General features: G+C 63.6%; 19 protein-coding genes. 6 read left to right on the top strand and 13 right to left on the bottom strand.

Translation table 11 applies throughout. The features are described 5' to 3' along the window. Position 1: 1 nt before the first annotated feature. From AC1Q6X_RS17340 to AC1Q6X_RS17285, 12 genes are all read right to left on the bottom strand, one after another. The gene (locus AC1Q6X_RS17340; RefSeq protein WP_492497923.1) at positions 2 to 631 is read right to left on the bottom strand and encodes a LysE family translocator; all 630 of its coding nucleotides are present in this window, start codon (positions 629 to 631) and stop codon (positions 2 to 4) included. 79 nt (positions 632 to 710) lie between these two features. After that, complete coding sequence (locus tag AC1Q6X_RS17335) at positions 711 to 1,493, bottom strand: AraC family transcriptional regulator (RefSeq protein ID WP_492497922.1); 783 nt, start codon at positions 1,491 to 1,493, stop codon at positions 711 to 713. A gap of 2 nt (positions 1,494 to 1,495) precedes the next feature. Then, positions 1,496 to 2,959 (bottom strand): ribonuclease G, encoded by a 1,464-nt coding sequence (rng, locus tag AC1Q6X_RS17330; protein ID WP_034747098.1) that lies wholly within the window; start codon positions 2,957 to 2,959, stop codon positions 1,496 to 1,498. A 43-nt stretch (positions 2,960 to 3,002) separates the two neighbouring features. Next, the gene (locus AC1Q6X_RS17325) at positions 3,003 to 3,623 is read right to left on the bottom strand and encodes a Maf family protein (protein WP_070224393.1); all 621 of its coding nucleotides are present in this window, start codon (positions 3,621 to 3,623) and stop codon (positions 3,003 to 3,005) included. An 8-nt stretch (positions 3,624 to 3,631) separates the two neighbouring features. After that, complete coding sequence (gene rlmH, locus AC1Q6X_RS17320; protein WP_034747108.1) at positions 3,632 to 4,102, bottom strand: 23S rRNA (pseudouridine(1915)-N(3))-methyltransferase RlmH; 471 nt, start codon at positions 4,100 to 4,102, stop codon at positions 3,632 to 3,634. Between the two features lie 6 nt (positions 4,103 to 4,108). Further along, entirely contained in the window at positions 4,109 to 4,798 is a 690-nt protein-coding gene (gene rsfS, locus AC1Q6X_RS17315) for a ribosome silencing factor (protein WP_121670355.1), read from the bottom strand. Beyond that, a complete protein-coding gene (nadD, locus tag AC1Q6X_RS17310) occupies positions 4,799 to 5,446 on the bottom strand; it encodes a nicotinate-nucleotide adenylyltransferase (RefSeq protein ID WP_492497920.1) in 648 nt (215 codons plus the stop codon). A 20-nt stretch (positions 5,447 to 5,466) separates the two neighbouring features. Then, positions 5,467 to 6,381 (bottom strand): oxygen-dependent coproporphyrinogen oxidase, encoded by a 915-nt coding sequence (hemF, locus tag AC1Q6X_RS17305; RefSeq protein WP_070224395.1) that lies wholly within the window; start codon positions 6,379 to 6,381, stop codon positions 5,467 to 5,469. 129 nt (positions 6,382 to 6,510) lie between these two features. Next, positions 6,511 to 8,061: a class I SAM-dependent methyltransferase gene (locus AC1Q6X_RS17300; protein ID WP_492497919.1), complete on the bottom strand. Its 1,551-nt coding sequence runs from the start codon at positions 8,059 to 8,061 to the stop codon at positions 6,511 to 6,513. A gap of 70 nt (positions 8,062 to 8,131) precedes the next feature. Continuing rightward, the gene (locus tag AC1Q6X_RS17295) at positions 8,132 to 8,944 is read right to left on the bottom strand and encodes a hypothetical protein (protein WP_492497918.1); all 813 of its coding nucleotides are present in this window, start codon (positions 8,942 to 8,944) and stop codon (positions 8,132 to 8,134) included. Positions 8,945 to 9,057: 113 nt separating this feature from the next. Further along, the gene (gene purD / locus AC1Q6X_RS17290) at positions 9,058 to 10,326 is read right to left on the bottom strand and encodes a phosphoribosylamine--glycine ligase (RefSeq protein ID WP_492497917.1); all 1,269 of its coding nucleotides are present in this window, start codon (positions 10,324 to 10,326) and stop codon (positions 9,058 to 9,060) included. 69 nt (positions 10,327 to 10,395) lie between these two features. Beyond that, on the bottom strand, positions 10,396 to 11,121 hold the full coding sequence (locus AC1Q6X_RS17285) for a YebC/PmpR family DNA-binding transcriptional regulator (RefSeq protein WP_070224399.1): 726 nt from the start codon (positions 11,119 to 11,121) through the stop codon (positions 10,396 to 10,398). A gap of 155 nt (positions 11,122 to 11,276) precedes the next feature. On the opposite strand from AC1Q6X_RS17285, the gene AC1Q6X_RS17280 reads away from it, so the two are divergent. The 4 genes from AC1Q6X_RS17280 to AC1Q6X_RS17265 all read left to right on the top strand — a co-directional run bounded on the left by AC1Q6X_RS17280 (position 11,277) and on the right by AC1Q6X_RS17265 (position 16,307). Continuing rightward, positions 11,277 to 13,748 (top strand): alkaline phosphatase D family protein, encoded by a 2,472-nt coding sequence (locus AC1Q6X_RS17280; protein WP_492497916.1) that lies wholly within the window; start codon positions 11,277 to 11,279, stop codon positions 13,746 to 13,748. Positions 13,749 to 13,944: 196 nt separating this feature from the next. Then, a complete protein-coding gene (locus AC1Q6X_RS17275; protein ID WP_070287867.1) occupies positions 13,945 to 14,865 on the top strand; it encodes a DMT family transporter in 921 nt (306 codons plus the stop codon). Positions 14,866 to 14,894: 29 nt separating this feature from the next. Continuing rightward, positions 14,895 to 15,284, top strand: a complete 390-nt coding sequence (locus AC1Q6X_RS17270) for a methylglyoxal synthase (protein ID WP_230539855.1) — start codon at positions 14,895 to 14,897, stop codon at positions 15,282 to 15,284. A gap of 93 nt (positions 15,285 to 15,377) precedes the next feature. Further along, on the top strand, positions 15,378 to 16,307 hold the full coding sequence (locus AC1Q6X_RS17265) for a quinone oxidoreductase family protein (RefSeq protein ID WP_492497981.1): 930 nt from the start codon (positions 15,378 to 15,380) through the stop codon (positions 16,305 to 16,307). Positions 16,308 to 16,488: 181 nt separating this feature from the next. Here the strand turns inward: AC1Q6X_RS17265 and AC1Q6X_RS17260 are convergent, their stop codons facing one another. After that, on the bottom strand, positions 16,489 to 17,118 hold the full coding sequence (locus tag AC1Q6X_RS17260) for a DUF4136 domain-containing protein (RefSeq protein ID WP_230502363.1): 630 nt from the start codon (positions 17,116 to 17,118) through the stop codon (positions 16,489 to 16,491). A gap of 198 nt (positions 17,119 to 17,316) precedes the next feature. Here AC1Q6X_RS17260 and pepN point away from each other — a divergent pair, with 198 nt between their 5' ends. Both pepN and AC1Q6X_RS17250 read left to right on the top strand, forming a co-directional pair. Continuing rightward, entirely contained in the window at positions 17,317 to 19,971 is a 2,655-nt protein-coding gene (pepN, locus tag AC1Q6X_RS17255; RefSeq protein ID WP_492497915.1) for an aminopeptidase N, read from the top strand. Positions 19,972 to 20,104: 133 nt separating this feature from the next. Beyond that, positions 20,105 to 21,106 carry a class 1 fructose-bisphosphatase gene (locus tag AC1Q6X_RS17250; protein WP_034747152.1) on the top strand — a complete coding sequence of 334 codons (1,002 nt, stop codon included), beginning with the start codon at positions 20,105 to 20,107 and terminating at the stop codon, positions 21,104 to 21,106. The last annotated feature ends 82 nt before the right edge of the window (positions 21,107 to 21,188 follow it).

Here is a 21,188-nt window from a genome sequence, read left to right as displayed (position 1 = left end):
GTCAGACACTGCTGCTGGCGACATTTACCAGCAGCAGCACCGCCAGCACGATCAGCACGGCGCCCGATAGCCGCTCCAGGCTCGGCAGGGCGCGCGCGAAGCGCTGCCGCAGCGCGCCATTGCCGATGGCCAGCGCCACCGCCATGTCCCACGCCAGCACCGCACACACCATCCACACGCCATACAGCACGACCGAGCCGCTGCCCGTTTGCCGGCTGGCGACGACGGACGCCAGACTCACGTAGAACAGCGCATTCTTCGGATTCAGGATGGCAGACAGGAAACCCATGCCCAGGCCGTTGCGCCAGTGCGCCTTGCCGGGCGTGGCGGCCGGCGCTGCCGTCAGCGTCGTGGTGCCCGCATGGCGCAGGAATAGGCCGCCCAGGTACAGCAGATAAGCGCAGCCCGCCAATTGCACGGCGATAAACAGGGGACTGCCCGGATGCAGCACGGCGACGCCGCCAAACGCCGCCACGATGAACACGCCATTGGCCAGTGCGATGCCGATGCACGCTGACATGGCGCCGCGCCAGCCGTGCGCCAGCGCGCTGCGGGCGACGAGGAAAAAATCGGGCCCCGGCGACAGCAGCGCGAGGAAGTGGGCGGCGGCGATAAGGAGAAAATCCTGCATGAAACGCGACTCCGGCAATGGCGATGCGCGAGTATGCGGGGGGACGCTCCGGTCTGTATTGAAGAAAATTGCAGGCGCTTCAGCCGCGATAGCGTCCCGGCGTGATGCCGGCATGCGCCTTGAAGACGCGCTGCAGGTGGCTCTGGTCGGCAAACCCCAGCGCGCAGGCGATGTCGGCCAGGGCGTTGCCCGCCTGCAAGTCGCTGCGCGCGCGGTTGACGCCCAGATTCAGCTGGTACGCATGCGGCGTCATGCCGGTGGCGGCACGGAAGGCGCGGATCAGCTGGTAGCGGCTCATGCCGGCCAGTTCGGCCAGTTGCGCCAGGCTGGACAGCGGTTGAGACTGCAGCTGCTGCACTACCGGGCGCAGTTGCATCGGGATGCGGGCAGCGTGCGAGGGGAGGGGGATTGCCCCGCCGGCATCGGCACAGGCGTGTAGCAAGGCCAGCAGGGCCTCTTGCTTGGCGGCCGCGGCTGCGGGCGAGAACAGCAGCGCATTCATGGCACAGAACTGCGCATACAGGACAGGTTCGTGCAGTACGCTGGCGCTGCTTGCATCCAGCCGCGGCACGTGGATTTGCAGCCACTGCGCATCGAGATGCAGCATCTGGTAGCTCCAGACGGCGTCAGGCAGGGGATTGCAGGCGTGCACGCAGCCAGCCGGCACCAGCACCAGGCTGCCATTGCCAAGAGCCACCTTGCCCTCTTTGCTGCCCGTAAAGATGCTGCCGCCCGAATCGACGGCGCCGATGGAAAACGTGGGATGGCTGTGCGGCTTGTAGCACGCGCGGCTGTGGCAGGCGCGCCGGCTCTCCACGTGGGGCATGGCCGGGTCGCGCCAGAAAGCGGTGGTGCCGGGCATGGCTACATCAGAATGACGTCGTACTGCTCCTGGTGGTAGGCGTTCTCCACCTGCAGCGAGATTTTCTTGCCGATGAAGTCGCCCAGCATGGCCAGGTGCTGCGATTCCTCTTCCAAAAACAGATCGACCACTTCCTGCGAGGCGAGAATGCGGAATTCGCGCGGGTTGAACTGCTTTGCCTCGCGCAGCAGTTCGCGCAGGATTTCATAGCAGATCGTGCGCGAAGTCTTCACTTGTCCCTTGCCGGCGCAGGCGGGGCACGGTTCGCACAGGATGTGGGCCAGCGATTCGCGCGTGCGCTTGCGCGTCATTTCCACCAGGCCCAGCGGCGAGAAGTTGCTCACCGACACCTTGGTACGGTCGCGCGACAAGGTGCGTTTCAGTTCGGCCAGCACGGCGTTGCGGTGCTCGGCGTTGTCCATGTCGATGAAGTCGAGGATGATGATGCCGCCCAGGTTGCGCAGGCGCAGCTGGCGCGCGATGGCGTGCGCCGCTTCCAGGTTGGTCTTGAAAATCGTGTCGGCGAAATTGCGCCCGCCGACAAAACCGCCCGTGTTGACGTCGATGGTGGTCATCGCTTCCGTCTGGTCGACGATCAGGTAGCCGCCGGACTTCAAATCCACGCGGCGGCCCAGCGCGCGCAAAATCTCTTCTTCCACGCCGTACAGGTCGAACAGGGGGCGCTCGCCCGTGTAGTGCTGCAGGCGCGTCAGTTCGCTGGGCGTGTAGATTTCCGCGAATTCGCGCAGTTTTACATAGTTTTCGCGCGAATCGACCTGGATGGTGGCCGTTTCATCACCGACGAAGTCGCGCAGCACGCGTTGCGCCAGGCTCAAGTCCTGGTGCAGCAGGCTGGTGGCGGGACGCGTGCGCGCGCCGTGCGTGATGGTGCTCCAGGTTTTTCTCAGGTAGTCGACGTCGGCCTTCAGGTCTGCGTCGGATGCGTCTTCGGCCATGGTGCGCACGATGTAGCCGCCTTTTTCATCGGGCGGCAGCAGGCTTTGCAGGCGCACGCGCAGCTGTTCGCGCTCCGCTTCCTTTTCGATTTTCTGCGAGATGCCGATGTGCTTGTCTTGCGGCAGATAGACCAGCATGCGCCCGGCGATGGAAATCTGCGTCGACAGGCGCGCGCCCTTGGTGCCGATCGGGTCCTTGATCACCTGCACCGTCAGCACCTGGCCGTCAAACAGGATTTTTTCGATCGGCGCCGGCGTCGCGTTCTGGCCGTCGTGGCCGCGCGCTTCCCAGATGTCGGCCACGTGCAGGAAGGCGGCGCGCTCCAGGCCGATGTCGATGAAGGCCGACTGCATGCCCGGCAACACCCGCACCACTTTGCCGGAATATACATTGCCGGCCAGGCCGCGCGTGAGCGTGCGCTCGATGTGCAATTCCTGCACGGCGCCCTGGAGGATGAGGGCGACACGCGTTTCTTGCGGCGTGATATTGATCAGGATGTCTTCGTTCATGGGGGCGCGGGAGTGGAGGCAACGAATGACATCATACCCGGGATCAGGGCAGGGGCAAACCTGCCAGCCGTAGCAACTGTGCGGTTTCGTACAGGGGCAGGCCCATGATGCCGGAATGGCTGCCTTCGATATGCTCGACGAACAGCGCGGCGCTGCCCTGGATGCCGTAGCCGCCGGCCTTGTCGTACGGTTCCGGCGTGGCGCAATAGGCGGCGATCGAGGCGGGCGAGAGCACGCCGAAGCGCACTTGCGACACCTGCGTGCGCTGTTCGGCGAAATCCTTGTAGTGCACGGCGATCGAGGTCAGCACCTCGTGCGTGCGGCCCGACAGCTGCTGCAGCATCGCCACAGCTTCCGCCCGGTCGGCCGGCTTGCCGAGGATGACGCCGTCGATGGTGACGGTGGTGTCGGCCGCCAGCACAGGGCGCGGGGTCAGGTGGCGGCGGCGCACCAGGTCCCAGGCGAAGGCGGCTTTTTCATTCGATACGCGGGCGACATAGTCGAGCGCCGATTCGCCGGGGAGGACTTCCTCGGTGACGTCGGCGCCGCGCGGGCCGTCGCTGCGCAGCAGCAGCAATTCGAAATCGATGCCGATCTGGCGCAGCAGTTCGCGTCGGCGCGGGCTTTTGGAGGCGAGGTAGATCTTGTGATCAGCCGTTTTCATGGGGGAGTTCAGACACGGTGGTAGGGGTGGTTTTGCGTGATCGACCAGGCACGATAGAGCTGCTCGGCGAGGATCACGCGCACCACGCCGTGCGGCAGGGTCATGCTGGAAATGCGCAGCATGCCTTCGGCACGCGCCTTGAGTTGCGGATCGAGGCCGTCGGCCCCGCCGATCAGGAAAGCCGTGTCGCGGCCATCCTGCTGCCACGCCATCAATTGCTGCGACAGGCCGACGCTGGTCAGATCCTTGCCGCGTTCGTCGAGGGCGATGATGCGCACGCCCTTGGGCAGGACGGCTTCGATGCGCTCGCGTTCGAGCGCCATCGCCGTGGCGGCGGTCTTGCTGCCGGAGCGCTCCACCGGCTTGATTTCTTTCAGCACGATGCGCAATTCCGGCGGCATGCGCTTCGCGTATTCCGCGAAGCCCGTCTCTATCCAGGCCGGCATTTTATGGCCGACCGCAGCGATGATGAGCTGCATCGAGGCTTACGCTTCGACTTTTTTGATACGCTTGATCACGGTTTTTGCCGGTGCAGCATCGGCTGCCGGCTTGGCCGCGCGTGGGGCGCGCACTTTTTTCTCCGGCAGCGCTTTCAGCGCTTTCACGGCAGCTGCTTCGGTCTTGGTAGGCGCGACTTTCACGGTCTTGCCGACGGCTTTGGAAGCGGTGGTTTTTTTCGCCGGGGCTTTCTTGGCGGCGGTGGCAGCGGTGGCTTTCTTCGCTGGCGCTTTCTTTTCGATCACGGGCGAAGCTTCCACATTGGCCTTGCTTGCCGCCAGATGGCCGCTGACCTTTTTCGGCTCGTCGCCGGCCGCTTTTTTCGGCGCGCGCTTGGCGGCGCCCAGCTTGACCGGGGTGTCGCCCCAGATTTCTTCCAGGCGGTAGTAGGCGCGGATAGGCGCTTGCATGATGTGGACGATCATGTCGCCCAGATCGACCAGCACCCATTCACCGGTTTCCTCGCCTTCCATGCCGATGATTTGACCGCCGGCGTCCTTGACCTTGTCGCGCACCGAGGCGGCCAGCGCCTTGGTTTGACGGTTCGAGGTACCGGAGACGATCGCGATGCGGTCGAACAGGCTGGTCAGATGACTCGTTTCGAAGACGGCGATGTCTTGGCCTTTGACGTCTTCCAGGGCGTCAACGACGAGGGTTTGCAGTTTTTTGATGTCCATTTAGCTTTTGTATAAATTATGTTGTTCAATATAGTCTAGCACTAGCGGGGAAAGAAGCGAGTTTGCCCGATTCCCCCGTTGTAATGCCGCACGTATTTCGGTGGCGGAGATATCCACCGCGAAGTCCTGTGCCAGATAAGTCAGACCGTGCGGCGTGTTGCGGATGCTTTTCAGAGACCCCAGGCGGCGCGAAAACTCGTTGGCGACCACTTGCGGTACTGCTGTGTCATTCAGCGCGAAGCCGGGGCGGGCCGCGACGCAGATATGCGCGTATTCAAATAATTGCTGCCATTCGCGCCATGTCGCGAGCCGCTGCAGCTGGTCGGCGCCCATCAGGAAAACGATGGAAGCGCGCGGTCCCAGCTCGGCGCGTACCTGGCGCAAGGTATCGATGGTGTAGCTGGCCTGGCCATGTTCGCTGCGCGCGATTTCCTGGCGGTCGATCACCACAGGCAGGGGCAGGCCGGCAAAGGCCAGGCTGGCCATCTCGGCGCGCTGCTGGCCGGTGGCGCCAAGCTTGCTCTTTTGCCAGGGCGCGCCGGCCGGAATCACGCGCAGTTCGTCGGCGTGCAGCAGGCTGGAAAAATGCGTGCCCAGCGCGACGTGGCCCATGTGCACCGGATCGTAGCTGCCACCGAGTAGCGCCACGCATGCCGTACCACTTTCCTTCACGCCTGCAGCCAGTCGCGATGCACGAGGAAGTCAGTATACAACGCCGCTTCGGGACTGCCCGCCTCCGGGTGCCAGTCATAGCGCCACTTGACCACGGGCGGCATCGACATCAGGATCGCCTCGGTGCGTCCACCCGATTGCAGGCCGAACAGGGTGCCGCGGTCGAACACCAGGTTGAACTCGACATAGCGTCCGCGCCGGTAACACTGGAAATCGCGTTCGCGTTCGCCGTACGGCGTGTCCTTGCGGCGCGCCAGGATCGGCACATAGGCGTCGATGAAGGCGTCGCCTGCGCTGCGCAGCATGGCAAAGCTGTCGTCAAAGCCCAGGGCGTTGAAGTCGTCGAAGAAGATCCCGCCGGCGCCGCGCGCTTCGCGCCGGTGCTTCAGGTAGAAATAATCGTCGCACCACTGCTTGAACTTCGGATGCAGTTCGCCGCCGAACGGCGCCAGCGCGTCATGGCACACCTGGTGGAAGTGCTTCACGTCGCCCGCGTCGCCGTAGTACGGCGTCAGGTCCATGCCGCCGCCGAACCACCATACGGGTTCGCCATCGGTATTCACGGTGCTGAAAAAGCGCACATTCATGTGCACCGTGGGCGCGTAGGGATTGCGCGGATGCAGCACCAGCGACACGCCCATCGCTTCCCATGCCTTGCCACCGAGTTCAGGGCGCGCGGCCGCGGCCGATGGCGGCAATGCGGCGCCGGTGACGTGCGAAAAATTCACGCCGCCCCGCTCGAACACATTGCCTTCCTCGATCAGCCGCGAAATGCCGCCGCCGCCCTCGGGGCGCTGCCAGGCATCGGTCAGGAAGGGCTTGCCGTCCTGCGCTTCGAGCGCCTGCACGATACGGCTTTGCAAATCGAGCAAATAAGCCTTGACGGCCGAAGGAGAGGGAGTTGACGACATCGCGTGGGCCGACGAGGCCGAAATAAAAAAGTAAGGACGGATTGTACCCTGTTACGCGTTTTTGTGATAGGGCGGCGCTTGCGCTGTGGTTTTGGGCTGGCCGCGCGCACCGTCCGCGGCCAGCGCCTTCTACAGCACGCGCAATTGCTGCAGCACGGGCAGCGTGTCCCGCATGAATTCCTCGATGGCCGCGTTGAGCAGCTGCTGGTGCGCCGCCTCGTCGGCGCATGCAGCGCCATCCTTGAGCAGGCGGCGCCCGCAGCGCGCCATGGCGGTGGCCGCCTGCGCCTGCAGGGTGGCCAGGTCCGGCTGCTCCCGCTCCTGGGTCAGCAGCGAAAACAGCAGCCGGTCGATGAATTCCGTATCGATACCGCTGCCTGTCAATGGCGAGCACAGGATGCGGTAATCGTCGCCGTAGCGCAGCTGCGCGCCGACGGTCCGGTTCAGGCGGCGCGCGGCTGCGTCGCCGCTGTCGGCGTGCGCCTGACTCGGGAAATACATCACGACCTGGCCGCCGGTGACGAGCATGGCCGCCACCTCCGCCAGGCTTTGCACGCTCTGTCCGGGCAAGGAGGGCAGTGCGGCCAATTCGGCCAGGCTATGCGGGCCGTTCGCCAGCGCGTCGCACACGGCGCCGTAGACCTGCTCGTTGCCTGTCACGACGCCCGCCTTGGTCTGGAAGGTAAAGGTCATTTTTGCGCGCGGTACCAGCATGGCCAGGTGCACGTCGGCGTAACATTCGGCCTGGCGCACGGCCCCCATGCGGCGCGCGCCCCGTACCAGCACGTCCTTGCGGAAGCTGGTATTGAGAAAATAATCCTTCATCGTTTCGCGCCTGGCCGCATCGGGCAGCAAGTCGATGGTGGCTTGCTGGTCGGCGTTCAGGTACAGCTCGGGAAAGGCCAAAGGCAGGTCGGCGGAGCCGGCAAAATCGAGCTTGGCGCGCGCCACATCGCGCATCACGTCGGCGTGGTACAGCGGTTCCCAGTCCTGGTTCAGATACTCATGCACGCTGTAATGGGGATTGCTGTTGATGAGCGCATTGAGGCGCGGCGCGAGTGCGGGATTGTCCGCGATGTAGCCAGCCTGCAGATTCTGCAACTGTTGCACATAGGCGATGCCAGCCTGCATTTGCATGTCGCTGCGGCCGGGGAAGCTGGCGGCAAACTCCAGCAGCAGGCGTTGCAGCGGCAGGGCGGAACTCCATCCCGGCATGGCGTTATAGCTGAGCGAAACGATGCCGCCCGGTTTCAGGTAGCGCGCGATGAAGTCGACGATATGCTGGCGGTTCTCCCGGTTGACCCAGGTGTAGATGCCATGCAGGGTAATGAAGTCGAACTGCGGCAGATCGGCCACGCGGCCCTGCGCCAATTCTTCAAAGCTGTTTTCCAGCAGGGCCAGATTGCCCAACTGTGCCTTTGCCGCCAGGGCGCGTGCGCCGGCGACATGGGCCGGATTGAAATCGTTGCCGTAGAACTGGCCGTTAGGGTTGGCGGCGGCCAGCACGTTGAGCGTCTGGCCGCGCCCGAAGCCCAGTTCAAAGTAGGTGTAGGGTTGATCCAGGGGGACCGGTTCGATGCCGTTGAGGATGCAGCTGAAATTGAGGTGATGCGGACTCAGGTCGCTGTAAAAACCGTTGGTGTACTCGATATCCGACACGTATCCTTCATTCCAGGCCATGGTTTCCCCGCATTGGTGGCAAAACGGCAGTATGCCATCATCATCGCCGGCGCGGGAAGTGCGCTGTGGTTCAGCGTGCCGGCGGCGCGGCGCCGTCCTGCTCCACGGTGACGGACAGGTCCGGTCCGGCGCCGGGCAGGCGCGCACTTTCCACGGCCTGCGCGGCGCGCTGCTGCAGATCATGCCGTTCGGCGCCCTGCTCAGCGGTGGCGGCGGGAGTGGGCACTTGCTTGCTGATCATGGCGCTGGCCGCAAAGGCCAGTACCAGCAGTATCAGCGCGGCCTTCACCCAGGTTCCCGGGCGCGCATGGGCGGGCAGCTCGCGGCGGGTCTGGCGCGCGGCGGCGTCGACGATGATGACGGCCAGTTCCGAGCCGCGCTGGCGGGCGCGCAGGCACAGCGCTTCAAATTGGGGCGCGGACAAGGTGCCTTGCCGGAGCATGTCGCACAGGGCGGCAACCGGCGAGGCGAGCAGGCGGTCCGCAGGCAAGCTGGCGTGCGCGGCGTCGCGCTGCCACTGGTCGATCAGGTCCTCGTCGTACAGGGTGTCGATGGCCTGGCGGTTGACTTGCCGCAGCGCGTCGGCGGCCAGTTGCTGGCGCTCGAGCAGGGCCGCGCCGTCATGCTGGCGCGGCAGGTCGCGTACCCGCTGCAGGAAGCCGTGCTGCGGCAGCAGGTCCGTGAGCAGCAGCCATGCCAGTGTGTCGACCAGCCCCGCGTCAGCGGCCAGCTCCGGCACGTCGATATCCTCTTCTTCGTTATGGCTGCGTTGCAGTTCTATAATGTCCAGTTCGGCGATGGCGTCGTCGAGTTCATCGTCCGTGATCAGGCCGAGCTGGCGTACTTGGGCGAGGGCGGGGTGGAGTTGGCTGGGGCTGGACATGGGCTGCATCTTAGCGCAATGCCGGTTTTCCCGGCGCGCCAATATGAACGGGGCCGGGGCGGATGACTTCCGCGCCGGCCCCGCCGTTTGCCGCAAAGCGGCGTGCTGGGTGCTTAGTGCTTCAGGCCGCGCCAGCCGATGTCGCGGCGGTACTGCGCGCCGTCGAAATGGATTTTTTCCACGGTTTCATATGCCTGCTTCTGCGCCATCTTGATGCTGTCGCCCAGGCCCACCACGCACAGCACGCGCCCGCCGTTGGTGACCAGGCGTTCGCCGTCGATGCGGGTGCCCGCATGGAAGGTGACGGCGTCCGGCGTTTCGGCCGGGATGTCGCCGATCGGCGTGCCCTTGACGGGATCGTCAGGGTAGCCGGCGGCGGCCATCACGACGCCAACGGCCGTGCGGCGGTCCCATTCCAGTTCCACGGCGTCCAGCGTGCCGTTGACGGCGTGTTCCATGACGGTGACCAGGTCGGTCTTCAGGCGCGCCATGATGGGTTGCGTTTCCGGGTCGCCCATGCGGCAGTTGAATTCCAGCGTCTTCGGCGTGCCCTTGTCGTCGATCATCAGGCCCGCGTACAGGAAGCCCGTGAACGTGATGCCGTCCTTGGCCATGCCCTGGATGGTCGGCACAATGATTTCGCGCATGACGCGCGCATGCATGGCCGGCGTGACGATGGGCGCCGGCGAATACGCGCCCATGCCGCCCGTGTTCGGGCCCTGGTCGTGATCCTTCAGGCGCTTGTGATCCTGGCTGGTGGCCAGCGGCAGGATGTTCTTGCCGTCGCACATGACGATGAAGCTCGCTTCTTCGCCGGCGAGGAATTCCTCGATGACGATGCGCGCGCCGGCGTCGCCGAACTGGTTATCGGACAGCATCATGTCGACCGCCTGGTGCGCTTCTTCCAGGGTCATGGCAACGACGACGCCCTTGCCGGCGGCCAGGCCGTCGGCCTTGATGACGATCGGCGCGCCCATGGCGTCGACGTAGGCATGCGCGGGAGCGACGTCGGAAAACGTCTGGTAGGCGGCCGTCGGGATGCCGTGGCGCTGCATGAAGGCCTTGGCGAAGTCCTTCGACGACTCCAGCTGTGCCGCTTCCTTGGTCGGGCCGAAGATTTTCAGGCCGCGCGAGCGGAACAGGTTGACGATGCCGGCCGCCAGCGGCACTTCCGGGCCGACGACGGTCAGGCCGATGTGTTCCTGCTGAACGAAGTCGGCCAGCAATTGCGGGTCGCTGATGTCCAGATTGACCAGGCGCGCATCGCGCGCGGTGCCGCCGTTGCCCGGTGCGACATACACCATCTGTATGCGTTCGGACTGGGCCAGTTTCCAGGCCAGGGTGTGTTCGCGGCCGCCAGAGCCGACTACCAGAATTTTCATAGGGACCGTTCGTTCAGTGTGGGTTGCAGGGCGGCGGTGCCGCCCTTGAGGTGTACAGCATATTTTTGCTTAGTTTTCGATCAAGGCATTCGTAAAGACTTCCTGGACATCGTCCAGCAGTTCCAGCGCATCGATCAGTTTTTGCATCTTGACGGCGTCGTCGCCCGCGTACACGGTTTCCGTCGCCGGCTTCATGATGACTTCGGCCACTTCGGCCTTGAAGCCGGCCGCTTCCAGCGCTTCCTTGACGGCGGCGAAATCGTGCACGGGCGTGACCACTTCGAAGCCGCCTTCTTCATCGGCGATGACGTCGTCGGCACCCGCTTCCAGGGCCGCTTCCATCAGCTTGTCTTCGTCGGTGCCCGGCGCGAACAGCAACTGGCCACAGTGCTGGAACATGAAGGCAACGGAGCCTTCATTGCCCATGTTGCCGCCGTTCTTGTTGAAGGCGTTGCGTACCTCGGCCACCGTGCGGACCTTGTTGTCGGTCATGCATTCGACGATGACGGCCGCGCCGCCCACGCCGTAGCCTTCGTAGCGCACTTCTTCATAGTTGGCGCCATCGACGCCGCCGCTGCCGCGGTTGATCGCGCGCTGGACGTTGTCTTTCGGCATATTGGCGTCAGCCGCCTTGTCGACGGCCAGGCGCAGGCGCGGATTGGTGATGGCGTCGGCGCCGCCCATGCGGGCCGCGACCGTGATTTCCTTGATCAGGCGCGTCCAGATTTTGCCGCGCTTGGCATCGGTGGCAGCCTTTTTATGCTTGATATTGGCCCATTTGCTATGTCCTGCCATGTCGAATCTTCCTTAGACGGGTGTTCAATTGTGGCCGACATTTTAGCATATCGGCCCCCTGCGAAGCGGCATGGCTCCGTCATCAGGATGACACAATCTGTTGCTAAAGTGACGCGCTTTCACCATATCGAGGGCGCGACATCATGGCAAGTCAAATGGATAGGCGGCAATTTCTGAAATTGGGCGGCTTTATTACGGTTTCCGTGGCCACCGTCGGCCTTGCCGCCTGCGGCAGCACCGATCACAGCGATCCTGGCGTGCCGCTGGCCTCGGGCAGCGACTGGAAATTCCCGCAAAGCGTGGCCTCGGGCGACCCGCGTCCGGATAGCGCCATGCTGTGGACGCGCGTCGTGCCAGCCAGTTTCGATGCCGTCGCGCCCGCCGTGGCCGGCAAGTCGGACGTGGCCGTGCGCCTGATCGTCAGCGCCAGCGACAATACGGCCGCCCTGGGCGGCAATACGGCCCTGGCCGGCACGCCCATCGTCGACGCCAAGCTGCCCCTGAAAGCCGATTTCGACAATACGCTGCGCCACAAGGTGACGGGCCTGCAGCCGGGCCAGGTGTATTTTTACCAGTTCATCGCCGGCGACGTGCGCTCCAATGTGGGCCGTTTCAAGACGGCGCCCGCCGCGACCAGCGACGTGTCGCAGCTGCAGTTCGCCTACCTGACGTGCCAGGACTGGAGCATCAACCATTGGGGCGCGCTGTCGCACATCGCCGCCAACGAATCGCTCGATTTCATCGTCCACCTGGGCGATTACATCTATGAAACGGTGGGCGAAGCCTTCCAGAGCGGCGCCGTGGAAAGCCGCCACGACCAGCTGAAATTGCCCGACGGCACGTATAAAAGCGGCACCTCCGGCGCGAAATACGCGACCACGGTGGCCGATTACCGCTACCTGTACAAGAAATACCGCACCGATACGCGCCTGCAGGCCGTGCACGAGCGCTTTGCCTTCATCGCCATCTGGGACGACCATGAATTCACGGACGACGCCTGGCAGGATGCCTCCACCTACGAAGGCATCGTGGCGCTTGATGGCAGCGATCTGCACCAGCCGGCCCGCCGCCGCAGCGCCAACCAGGCATGGTTCGAATACATGCCGGCCGACGTCACGTTCGATGCCGCCGCGACAACGTTTCAGAACATCCAGATCTACCGCGATTTCCAGTTCGGCAAACTGATGCAGCTGGTGATGACGGACGAGCGCCTGTACCGCGCCGACCATGCGATCGCCGAATCGACGATCAACCCCGCCACGGGCAAGCCGCTGGGCAGCATCGGCAGCCGCTACCTGGTGCCACAAGCGCTGTTCGACAGCGTGGAAGGGCAGAAAATGGCGGCCGCCGCCAAGGCTGGCGCCGACCCGCTGAGCGCCGTCGGCATGCTGGGCAGCACCCAGCGCGACTGGTGGAAAAGCAAGATGAAGGCGGCCACCTCGACCTGGAAGCTGTGGGGCAATGAAGTGTCCCTGCTGCGCATGGGCTTGAATGGCACGGATGCGATTGCCACTTTGCTGGCCCTGAGTGCGATGTCGAACGTGGGCCAAGCCATCGCCAGCACCTTGCCGCTGGTGGGCGGCAGCGTGCCGCTGGCCTCAAGCATCGTCGCCGCCTCGACGGCAGGTGCATCGCAGTCCGTGGCGCAGGCGGCGGCCATGGCGATCGCCGGCGCGGTCGCCAACGCCGGCGCGCAGGGCGCCGCTGCAGTCGGCGCCGGCTTGAGCGCGGCCCAGGCCGGCATCACGGTAGCCGCCTACAACAGCGGCTCGCCGGCCGCCGCCGCGCAAGTGATCGCCTTCGGCTGGATCAAGCCCGACGTGCAGGCCAAGGGCGCCGCCTCGAGCTTCGTCGCCGCGTCGGGCCAGCAAGCGGCGCTGGCGCCGTTCTTCACGCGCTTTCTGCTCAATTGCGACCAGTGGGATGGCTACAACAGCGAGCGCAAGAATTTGATGGCGCACCTGAAAAACAACGCCATCGGCAATGTGGTCGCCATTACCGGCGATATCCACTCGTTTTTTGCCGGCACGGTCAGCGACGATTTCGACGCGGCCGGCGGCGGCACGCCCGTCATGGTGGATCTGGTCTCGGCCGGCGTCAGCTCGGATTCCTTCTTCAGCTATCTGAAGTCGGCGGCCGGCGCCATGGGCGACATCGGCACTCTCGTCAGTTATCCGTTGGCCATTCCCGTCACGGGCCTGGGCACGGTCAACCTCGACGTCAACCTGCTCGACTACACCATGGGCAAGACGGCGCCCACCGTCGACAGCCTGCTGGAGCAATTGCGCGTGCAGCTGCGCGGCGCGCTGGCCGCCAAGGGCGTGCCGGAAGCCCAGCTCGATGCGACGGTCGCTGCCGTGCAGGCTGGCTTGAAAGCGAGCACTGACTTCAGCGTGACCCTGCTGGGTCTGGCGCAGCAATTGTCCGGCCTTGGCAACAATCCGTGGATCAAGCATTTGAACACGGATGCGCAGGGCTACACGGTGGTCACCTTGACGCCAGGCAAGCTGGTGGCGCAGTTCAAGCAGGTGAATAAACTGATCGGCACGGCGGCGCCGTCGAACGTGATTGCGCGCGTGACGACGGCCACAGTGACGGCGGGCGCGGCGGCGGTGGTGGTGGCATAAAGGGTAGGTCGGATTAGCGCGGCGATGCTGCGCGTAATCCGACAACATGGTTGGCGGAGATGGGGGGCGGGTTACGTTGCGGTGGTGTCGGGTTACATTGCGGTGGTGTCGGGTTACGCCCTTTGGGCTAAGCCGACCTACGCCCGACCTACGCCCCACCCACGCCGCCTTTGGCTTTTGCCATTACAATCTGGGCATGAGCTCCAGTTCCCCGCAAGCAACCCCTCCATCTATTCCCCGTTCCGTCTATCTCGGTGGCCTGGCCATCGCCGTGGGCGGGGCGGTGCTGTTTTCCACCAAGGCCATCGTCGCCAAGCTGCTGTACCGCTACCAGATCGACGCCGTCACCCTGATCGCCTTCAGGATGATCTTTTCGCTGCCCGTGTTCGCCGTCATCGCCTGGTGGAAGATGCGCACGGAGCCGCCGTTATCAAACAGCGACCGCTGGCGCCTCGTCGGGCTGGGCCTGGTCGGCTATTACCTGTCCAGCTATCTGGACTTCCTGGGCCTGCAATACATTTCCGTGGGGCTCGAGCGCCTGATCCTGTTTCTCACGCCCACCTTCGTGCTGCTGATTACCACCGTGTACTTCAAGCAGCGCATCAGCCGCCTGCAGTGGCTGGCCTTGCTCACTTCGTATTGCGGCATCGTGCTGGTGTTCGTGCACGACTTGCAGGGCGGCGCCAGCAATGTGGCGCTCGGTTCCACCCTCGTGCTGGGCTCGGCCTGTTCGTATGCCGTGTATCTGCTGGGCTCGGGCGAGCTGGTGAAACGTATCGGCTCCATGCGCCTGGTCAGCTACGCGATGTGCGTGGCCAGCTTTGCCTGCATCGCCCAGTTTTTCATTTTGCGCCCCGTCGAATTGCTGATCCAGCCCATGCCCGTGTATGGCTTGTCTTTGCTCAATGGCATCTTTTGCACGGTGATGCCCGTCTTTATGACGATGATCGCCGTCGAACGCATCGGCGCGCCCGTCGCTTCGCAGGCGGGCATGATCGGCCCCGTGTCGACCTTGTTCCTCGGTGCCATGATCCTCGACGAACCGATCACCAACTGGCAACTGGCTGGCACCAGCCTGGTATTGGCCGGTATTTACTTGCTGTCGAAAAAGAAATAATTCCTTCACTCACTGAAATGGTCCGCACCATGAAAACACGCATCGCCCTGATTGCCCACGACAAGAAAAAAGATGACATGATTACCCTGGCGGGCGAATACCTGGATTTCCTCAAGGGCTGCGAACTGTCGGCCACGGGCACGACGGGCGGCCGCCTGATCAACGAGCTGGGCCTGGCCGTCGAGCGCAAGCATTCCGGCCCGTTCGGCGGCGACTTGCAGATCGGCTCGCTGCTGGTGGAAGGCTTGATCGATTGCGTGATTTTCCTGCGCGACCCGATGACGCCGCAGCCGCACGAGCCGGACATCAACGCCCTGGTGCGCGCCTGTGACGTGCACAACGTGGCGTGCGCAACGAATTTGTCGTCGGCGCATTTGGTGCTGTCGCAGCTGCAGGCGCGGGCCGTTGCTGCCGCCTGACGTTTTTCCCGATTCTTCTTCAAGGAGCATATTGTGAGCGCAACGATTACCACCAAAGCCATCCGCGTACAGCGCGTGGGCGGCCCGGAAGTGATGGAATACGTGGACGTGGAACTGCCGCCGCCCGGGCCCGGCGAGGCGCGTGTGAAACACGAGGCCATCGGCCTCAATTTCATCGACGTGTATTTCCGCACGGGCTTGTATCCGCAGCCGCTGCCCAATGGCCTCGGCGTGGAAGGCGCGGGCATCGTCGAGGCGGTGGGCGAGGGCGTCACGGAAGTGAAGGTCGGCGACCGGGTGGCCTATGCGGCGCGCATCAATGGCGCCTATGCGCAGCAGCGCAACCTGCCGGCGGCCCTGCTGCTGGTGCTGCCCGAGCGCATCGGTTTCGATACGGCCGCCGCCATGATGTTGCAAGGCTTGACGGTGCAATACCTGTTCCACCGCACGGTGGCGCTGAAGGCGGGCGATACCATCCTGTTTCACGCGGCCGCGGGCGGCGTGGGCCTGATCGCCTGCCAATGGGCCAAGGTGCTGGGCGTGAACCTGATCGGCACGGCCGGTTCCGATGAAAAGGCGGCGCTGGCCAAGGCGCACGGCGCGGCCCACGTCATCAACTACAACACGGAAAACTTCGTCGAGCGCGTGCGCGAGATCACGGGCGGCAAGGGCGTCTCCGTGGTCTACGATTCCATCGGCAAGGATACGTTTACGGGTTCGCTCGACTGCCTGGCGCCGCTGGGCATGATGGTCAGCTTCGGCAACGCCTCCGGTCCCGTGCCGGCATTTACGCTCAGCGAACTGGCCTCGCGCGGTTCGCTCTTCATCACGCGCCCGGCCCTGTTCAGCTATGCCTCGAACCGCGCCAACCTGGAAGAGATGGCCACTTCGCTGTTCGGCGTCGTCAGCAGCGGCGAAGTGCAGATCGAGATCAACCAGCGCTACAGCCTGGCCAATATCGCCCAGGCGCACACGGACCTGGAAGGGCGCAAGACGACCGGTTCGACCATCATCGTGCCATGAGCGGCGGCAGTGACGGCACGCCGAAATTCGGCCGCCTGCTGATCGTGCTGTTATTGGCCGTGGCGCTGATCGGCGCGCTCACCTTTGCCGCCGAGGCGTATTACTCATAGGCATAAAACAGGCATGAAAAAACCGGCTGGCGCATCGCTGCACCAGCCGGTTTTTTTGTCTTGCCACGAAATTATTCTATTTTCACTTCGACCTTGCGTGGCACGCCACTCTGGCCGGGAAAGTCGGCAAAGGCGCTCGCTACCATGGCTGGCATCACTTGCGAGGTGGCGCGCTTGTTGCTGGTCGATTGCACGGTCACGTCGTAGAGTTTCTTGCCGTTGCGGTCATTGATCGTGATGCGCAATTCGCGCTCGTATTTGTGGCGCACGCTTTCCTCGACATCCATCGGGCCATACCAGTAGGGGTTGTAGCCGAAGCGGCCATAGCCTGGCCATGCGCCGTAGCGGTAGCCGTAGCGGCCAGGCCAGTAGCCAGGACCATACCAGAATGGGTCGGTGGCTTGCAGCACGCGCTCAGGATAGTCGACGGTGGAAAAATGCATTGCCACGCGCAAATTGGCTGCCGCAGGGCCGGAAGCTTCGCCGAAACCGTGCTTGGCCAGTTCCGCGCGCACCAGGTTCTGGTAGCTGCGGTATTCCAGCGTGTCATTTTCGGCATCTGGCGTTTCAAACGCATACGATTTGTCCTGCAATTGCGCAGGCCACTCATGGAAGACGGTCACATCGCTGCGTATGGTGGTGGCGCATCCGGTCAGCAACACGGTCAATGCGGCCATCATGATGGTGAGATATCGTTTCATTGCATGACCTCCTGATTAGTAGACGCAATTCATCGCTTAGTATTATAAGAATAGTTCTATTTGTTTCTATTCATTATTACAGAATGTTACCTGGTATGTCGGCGTGTAAGGGAATCCAACATTCCTGAGCTGAATCGCGACCATCGGGGGCTGGTGTTGGTAAAATAGGCTTTTGCCTCCGCTCCCACCCAAATCCCTATGCGCACAGACAGCCCTCAGACGATTTACCGCAAAGATTACACGCCGCCCAGCTTCCTGGTCGACAGCGTCGAACTTGGTTTCGATCTTGATCCCGCCCGCACAGTGGTGGCGAGCCGGATCCGCATGCGCCACAACCCTGCCAGCACCAGCCGCAGCATCGAATTGCATGGTGAACACATCGAGCTGGTGATGGTGCGCCTGAACGGCAAGCAGCTGAAACCGTCGCAGTACAAGCTGACGGCCGGCATGCTGACCATCCCCAAGGCGCCGGACGAGGTGCTGCTCGATATCGAGACCGTGCTGGCGCCGCAGGACAATACTTCGCTGTCCGGCCTGTACGTGTCGAACCATAATTTCTTCACGCAGTGCGAAGCGGAAGGCTTCCGCCGCATCACCTTCTTCCCGGACCGTCCGGACGTGATGGCCAAGTACACGGTCATGCTGCGCGCCGACAAGGAACACTATCCGGTGCTGTTGTCGAACGGCAACCTGATCGAAGAGGGCGACCTCGGTGATGGCCGCCATTACGCCAAGTGGGAAGACCCGTTCAAGAAGCCGTCCTACCTGTTCGCCCTGGTCGCCGCGCGCCTGGTATGCCAGGAAGAGCGCTACACGCTCCAGTCCGGCCGCGAAGTGCTGCTGCAGGTGTGGGTGGAAGAGGGCAACCTCGATAAGACCGATTACGCCATGCAGTCGCTGAAAAACTCGATCCGCTGGGACGAGGAACGCTTCGGCCTAGAGCTGGACCTTGATCGCTTCATGATCGTCGCCGTGGGCGACTTCAACATGGGCGCCATGGAAAACAAGGGCCTGAACATCTTCAATACCAAGTACGTGCTGGCCAATCCGCGCGTGGCGACCGACGTCGATTACGCGGGCATCGAAGCGGTGGTGGGCCACGAATACTTCCATAACTGGACCGGCAACAGGGTGACGTGCCGCGACTGGTTCCAGCTGTCGCTGAAGGAAGGCTTGACCGTGTTCCGCGACCAGGAATTCTCGGCCGATATGATCGGCACGGACACGGGCCGCGCCGTCACGCGCATCGACCAGGTGCGCACCCTGCGCCAGGCGCAGTTCCCCGAGGACGCGGGCCCGATGGCCCATCCCGTGCGTCCCGACTCTTTCGTCGAGATCAATAACTTTTATACGGTCACCATCTACGAGAAGGGCGCCGAAGTGGTGCGCATGTACCAGACCCTGGTCGGCCGCGACGGTTTCCGCAAGGGCATGGACCTGTATTTCGAGCGCCACGATGGCCAGGCTGTGCAGTGCGACGACTTCCGCGCCGCGATGGCGGACGCGAATGGCCGCGACTTCAGCCAGTTCGAACGCTGGTACAGCCAGGCCGGCACGCCCGTCGTCACCGCTTCCACGCGCTACGACGCCGCCAGCCAGACGTTCGAGCTGACCCTGGCGCAAAGCTGCCCCGCCACGCCGGGCCAGCCGAAAAAACTGCCTTTCCACATTCCCGTCACCGTCGGCTTGCTGGCTGCCGATGGCGGCGACCTGCCGCTGCACGTGGATGGCGTGGCGTCGAACGGCGCTGCCAGCGTCGTGCTGGAGTTGACACAGGCGTCGCAGACCTTCCGTTTCACGCATGTGACGGAAGAACCCGTGCCATCGCTGCTGCGCGATTTTTCCGCGCCCGTGGTGCTCGAATACGGCTATACCGACGCGGAGCTGCTGCACCTGTTCCGCCACGACAGCGATCCCGTGAACCGCTGGGAAGCGGGCCAGCGCCTGGCCATGGAGCGCCTGCTGAAACTGACCGCCGCCGTCGCCGCCGGCGAGACCCTGGCGCTGGACGACACCTTCATCGCCGCGCAGCGCGCCTTGCTGGCCGACGACACCCTCGATCCTGCCTTCCGCGAGCTGGCCCTGATCCTGCCGTCGGAAACCATCATCGCCGAGCGCATGGCGCAAGTCGACCCGCAGGCGATCCATGCGGCGCGCCAGTTCATGCGCCGCACCATCGCGGCAGCCCTGAAACCTGAATTGCTGGCGCAATACCACGCCAACCAGACGCCGGGCGACTACAGCCCCGACGCCCTGTCGGCCGGCAAGCGCGCGCTGAAAAACCTGGCCCTGTCGTATCTGCTGATCGCGCCCGAAGCGGCGGAGCTGGATCTGGCGCGGCTGCAGTTCGACAATGCCGGCAACATGACGGACCGCGCCGCGGCGCTGGCGGCGCTGATTCATTCCGGCTCGCAGCCGCATGCGCAGGCGGCCTTGACCAGCTTCTATACCGACTTCGAGAACGAGGCGCTGGTGGTCGACAAGTGGTTCGCCATGCAGGCGGCCGCGCCGACGACCGACGTGCAAGCCGTGCGCCAGCTGATGACGCATCCGGCCTTCACCTTGAAGAATCCGAACCGCGCGCGCAGCCTGATCTTCAATTTCACCAACGGCAATCCATCGCAATTCCATGCGTCCGACGGCAGCGGCTACGTCTTCTGGGCCGAGCAGGTCATCGCGCTCGACGCCCTGAACCCGCAAGTGGCCGCGCGCCTGGCGCGCTCCATGGACCGCTGGCGCCGTTACGTGCCGGCGCTGCAAAACCACATGCGCACGGCGCTGGAGCAAGTCGCCGGCCAGGCCAGTTTGTCGAATGACGTGATGGAAGTGGTCAGCAAGGCATTGGCCAATTGATGGCTGTCGGATGACGCCCTGCGGGCTGATCCGACCTACACGGCGTCATGATTTCGTAGGTCGGCTTAGCGCCAACGGCGCGTAAGCCGACAATCACCGCACGAGACGTATTTAAAACTAACGAAGGGGTTTCATGAAACGCATCAGTCTTACGCAATACCTGGTTGAAGAGCAGCGCTCGAACAACAGCATTCCGGCCGAACTGCGCCTGCTGATCGAAGTCGTCGCGCGCGCCTGCAAGACCATCAGCCACGCCGTCGGCAAGGGCGCCCTCGGTGAAGTGCTGGGCACGGCCGACACGGAAAACGTGCAGGGCGAGGTGCAGAAAAAACTCGACATCATCTCCAACGAGATTTTGCTCGAAGCGAACGAATGGGGCGGCCACCTGGCGGCCATGGCGTCGGAAGAAATGGAATCGATCCACCCGATCCCGAACCGCTATCCGAAGGGCGAATACATGCTGCTGTTCGACCCATTGGACGGCTCGTCGAACATCGACGTCAACGTCTCGATCGGCACCATTTTCTCGGTACTGAAGGCGCCGGACGGCATGGGTCAGCCGACCGAGCAGGATTTCATGCAGGCGGGCAGCAAGCAAGTGGCGGCCGGTTACGCCGTGTACGGCCCGCAAACCATGCTGGTGCTGACCTTCGGCAATGGCGTGAATTGCTTCACCCTGGACCGCGAGATGGGTTCGTGGGTGCTCACGCAAAGCAATATGCAGATTCCGCCGACGACGAAGGAATTCGCCATCAATATGTCGAACGCGCGCCACTGGCATCCGCCCGTGAAGCGCTATGTCGACGAACTGCTGGCCGGCGACACGGGCCCGCGCGGCACCAATTTCAACATGCGCTGGATCGCCTCGATGGTGGCCGACGTGCACCGCATCCTGAACCGCGGCGGCATCTTCATGTACCCGGCCGACCTGCGCGACACCTCGATGCCGGGCAAGCTGCGCCTGATGTACGAAGCGAACCCGATGGCCTTCATCGTCGAGCAAGCCGGCGGCGCAGCCACCGACGGCCAGCAGCGCATCATGGACATCGCCCCGCACAAGCTGCACCAGCGCGTGCCCGTCTTCCTCGGCTCGAAGGACGAAGTGGCCCGTGTCACCGCGTATCACGCCGAGTAAAAAAGCCGCACTTTTCCACGATTTTCAGCGGCCCGCAGCCGGGCCGCTAAAAAAATGCAAAAAAGTTCGCGTTGACACTAGC

Source organism: Janthinobacterium sp. GW823-FHT06H09 (assembly GCF_058794735.1).
This window is presented reverse-complemented; position numbering and strand designations above follow the sequence as displayed.

Coding starts and splice junctions, on each gene's coding strand:
- hemF (WP_070224395.1), bottom strand. CDS start 6,381: ATGTCGTCAACTCCCTCTCCTTCGGCCGTCAAGGCTTATTTGCTCGAT.
- rlmH (WP_034747108.1), bottom strand. CDS start 4,102: ATGCAGCTCATCATCGCTGCGGTCGGCCATAAAATGCCGGCCTGGATA.
- AC1Q6X_RS17325 (WP_070224393.1), bottom strand. CDS start 3,623: ATGAAAACGGCTGATCACAAGATCTACCTCGCCTCCAAAAGCCCGCGC.
- purD (WP_492497917.1), bottom strand. CDS start 10,326: ATGAAAATTCTGGTAGTCGGCTCTGGCGGCCGCGAACACACCCTGGCC.
- rng (WP_034747098.1), bottom strand. CDS start 2,959: ATGAACGAAGACATCCTGATCAATATCACGCCGCAAGAAACGCGTGTC.
- AC1Q6X_RS17295 (WP_492497918.1), bottom strand. CDS start 8,944: ATGTCCAGCCCCAGCCAACTCCACCCCGCCCTCGCCCAAGTACGCCAG.
- AC1Q6X_RS17250 (WP_034747152.1), top strand. CDS start 20,105: ATGAAACGCATCAGTCTTACGCAATACCTGGTTGAAGAGCAGCGCTCG.
- AC1Q6X_RS17270 (WP_230539855.1), top strand. CDS start 14,895: ATGAAAACACGCATCGCCCTGATTGCCCACGACAAGAAAAAAGATGAC.
- AC1Q6X_RS17260 (WP_230502363.1), bottom strand. CDS start 17,118: ATGAAACGATATCTCACCATCATGATGGCCGCATTGACCGTGTTGCTG.
- AC1Q6X_RS17265 (WP_492497981.1), top strand. CDS start 15,378: ATGGAATACGTGGACGTGGAACTGCCGCCGCCCGGGCCCGGCGAGGCG.
- rsfS (WP_121670355.1), bottom strand. CDS start 4,798: ATGGACATCAAAAAACTGCAAACCCTCGTCGTTGACGCCCTGGAAGAC.
- AC1Q6X_RS17285 (WP_070224399.1), bottom strand. CDS start 11,121: ATGGCAGGACATAGCAAATGGGCCAATATCAAGCATAAAAAGGCTGCC.
- AC1Q6X_RS17340 (WP_492497923.1), bottom strand. CDS start 631: ATGCAGGATTTTCTCCTTATCGCCGCCGCCCACTTCCTCGCGCTGCTG.
- AC1Q6X_RS17300 (WP_492497919.1), bottom strand. CDS start 8,061: ATGGCCTGGAATGAAGGATACGTGTCGGATATCGAGTACACCAACGGT.
- AC1Q6X_RS17275 (WP_070287867.1), top strand. CDS start 13,945: ATGAGCTCCAGTTCCCCGCAAGCAACCCCTCCATCTATTCCCCGTTCC.
- pepN (WP_492497915.1), top strand. CDS start 17,317: ATGCGCACAGACAGCCCTCAGACGATTTACCGCAAAGATTACACGCCG.
- AC1Q6X_RS17335 (WP_492497922.1), bottom strand. CDS start 1,493: ATGCCCGGCACCACCGCTTTCTGGCGCGACCCGGCCATGCCCCACGTG.
- AC1Q6X_RS17280 (WP_492497916.1), top strand. CDS start 11,277: ATGGATAGGCGGCAATTTCTGAAATTGGGCGGCTTTATTACGGTTTCC.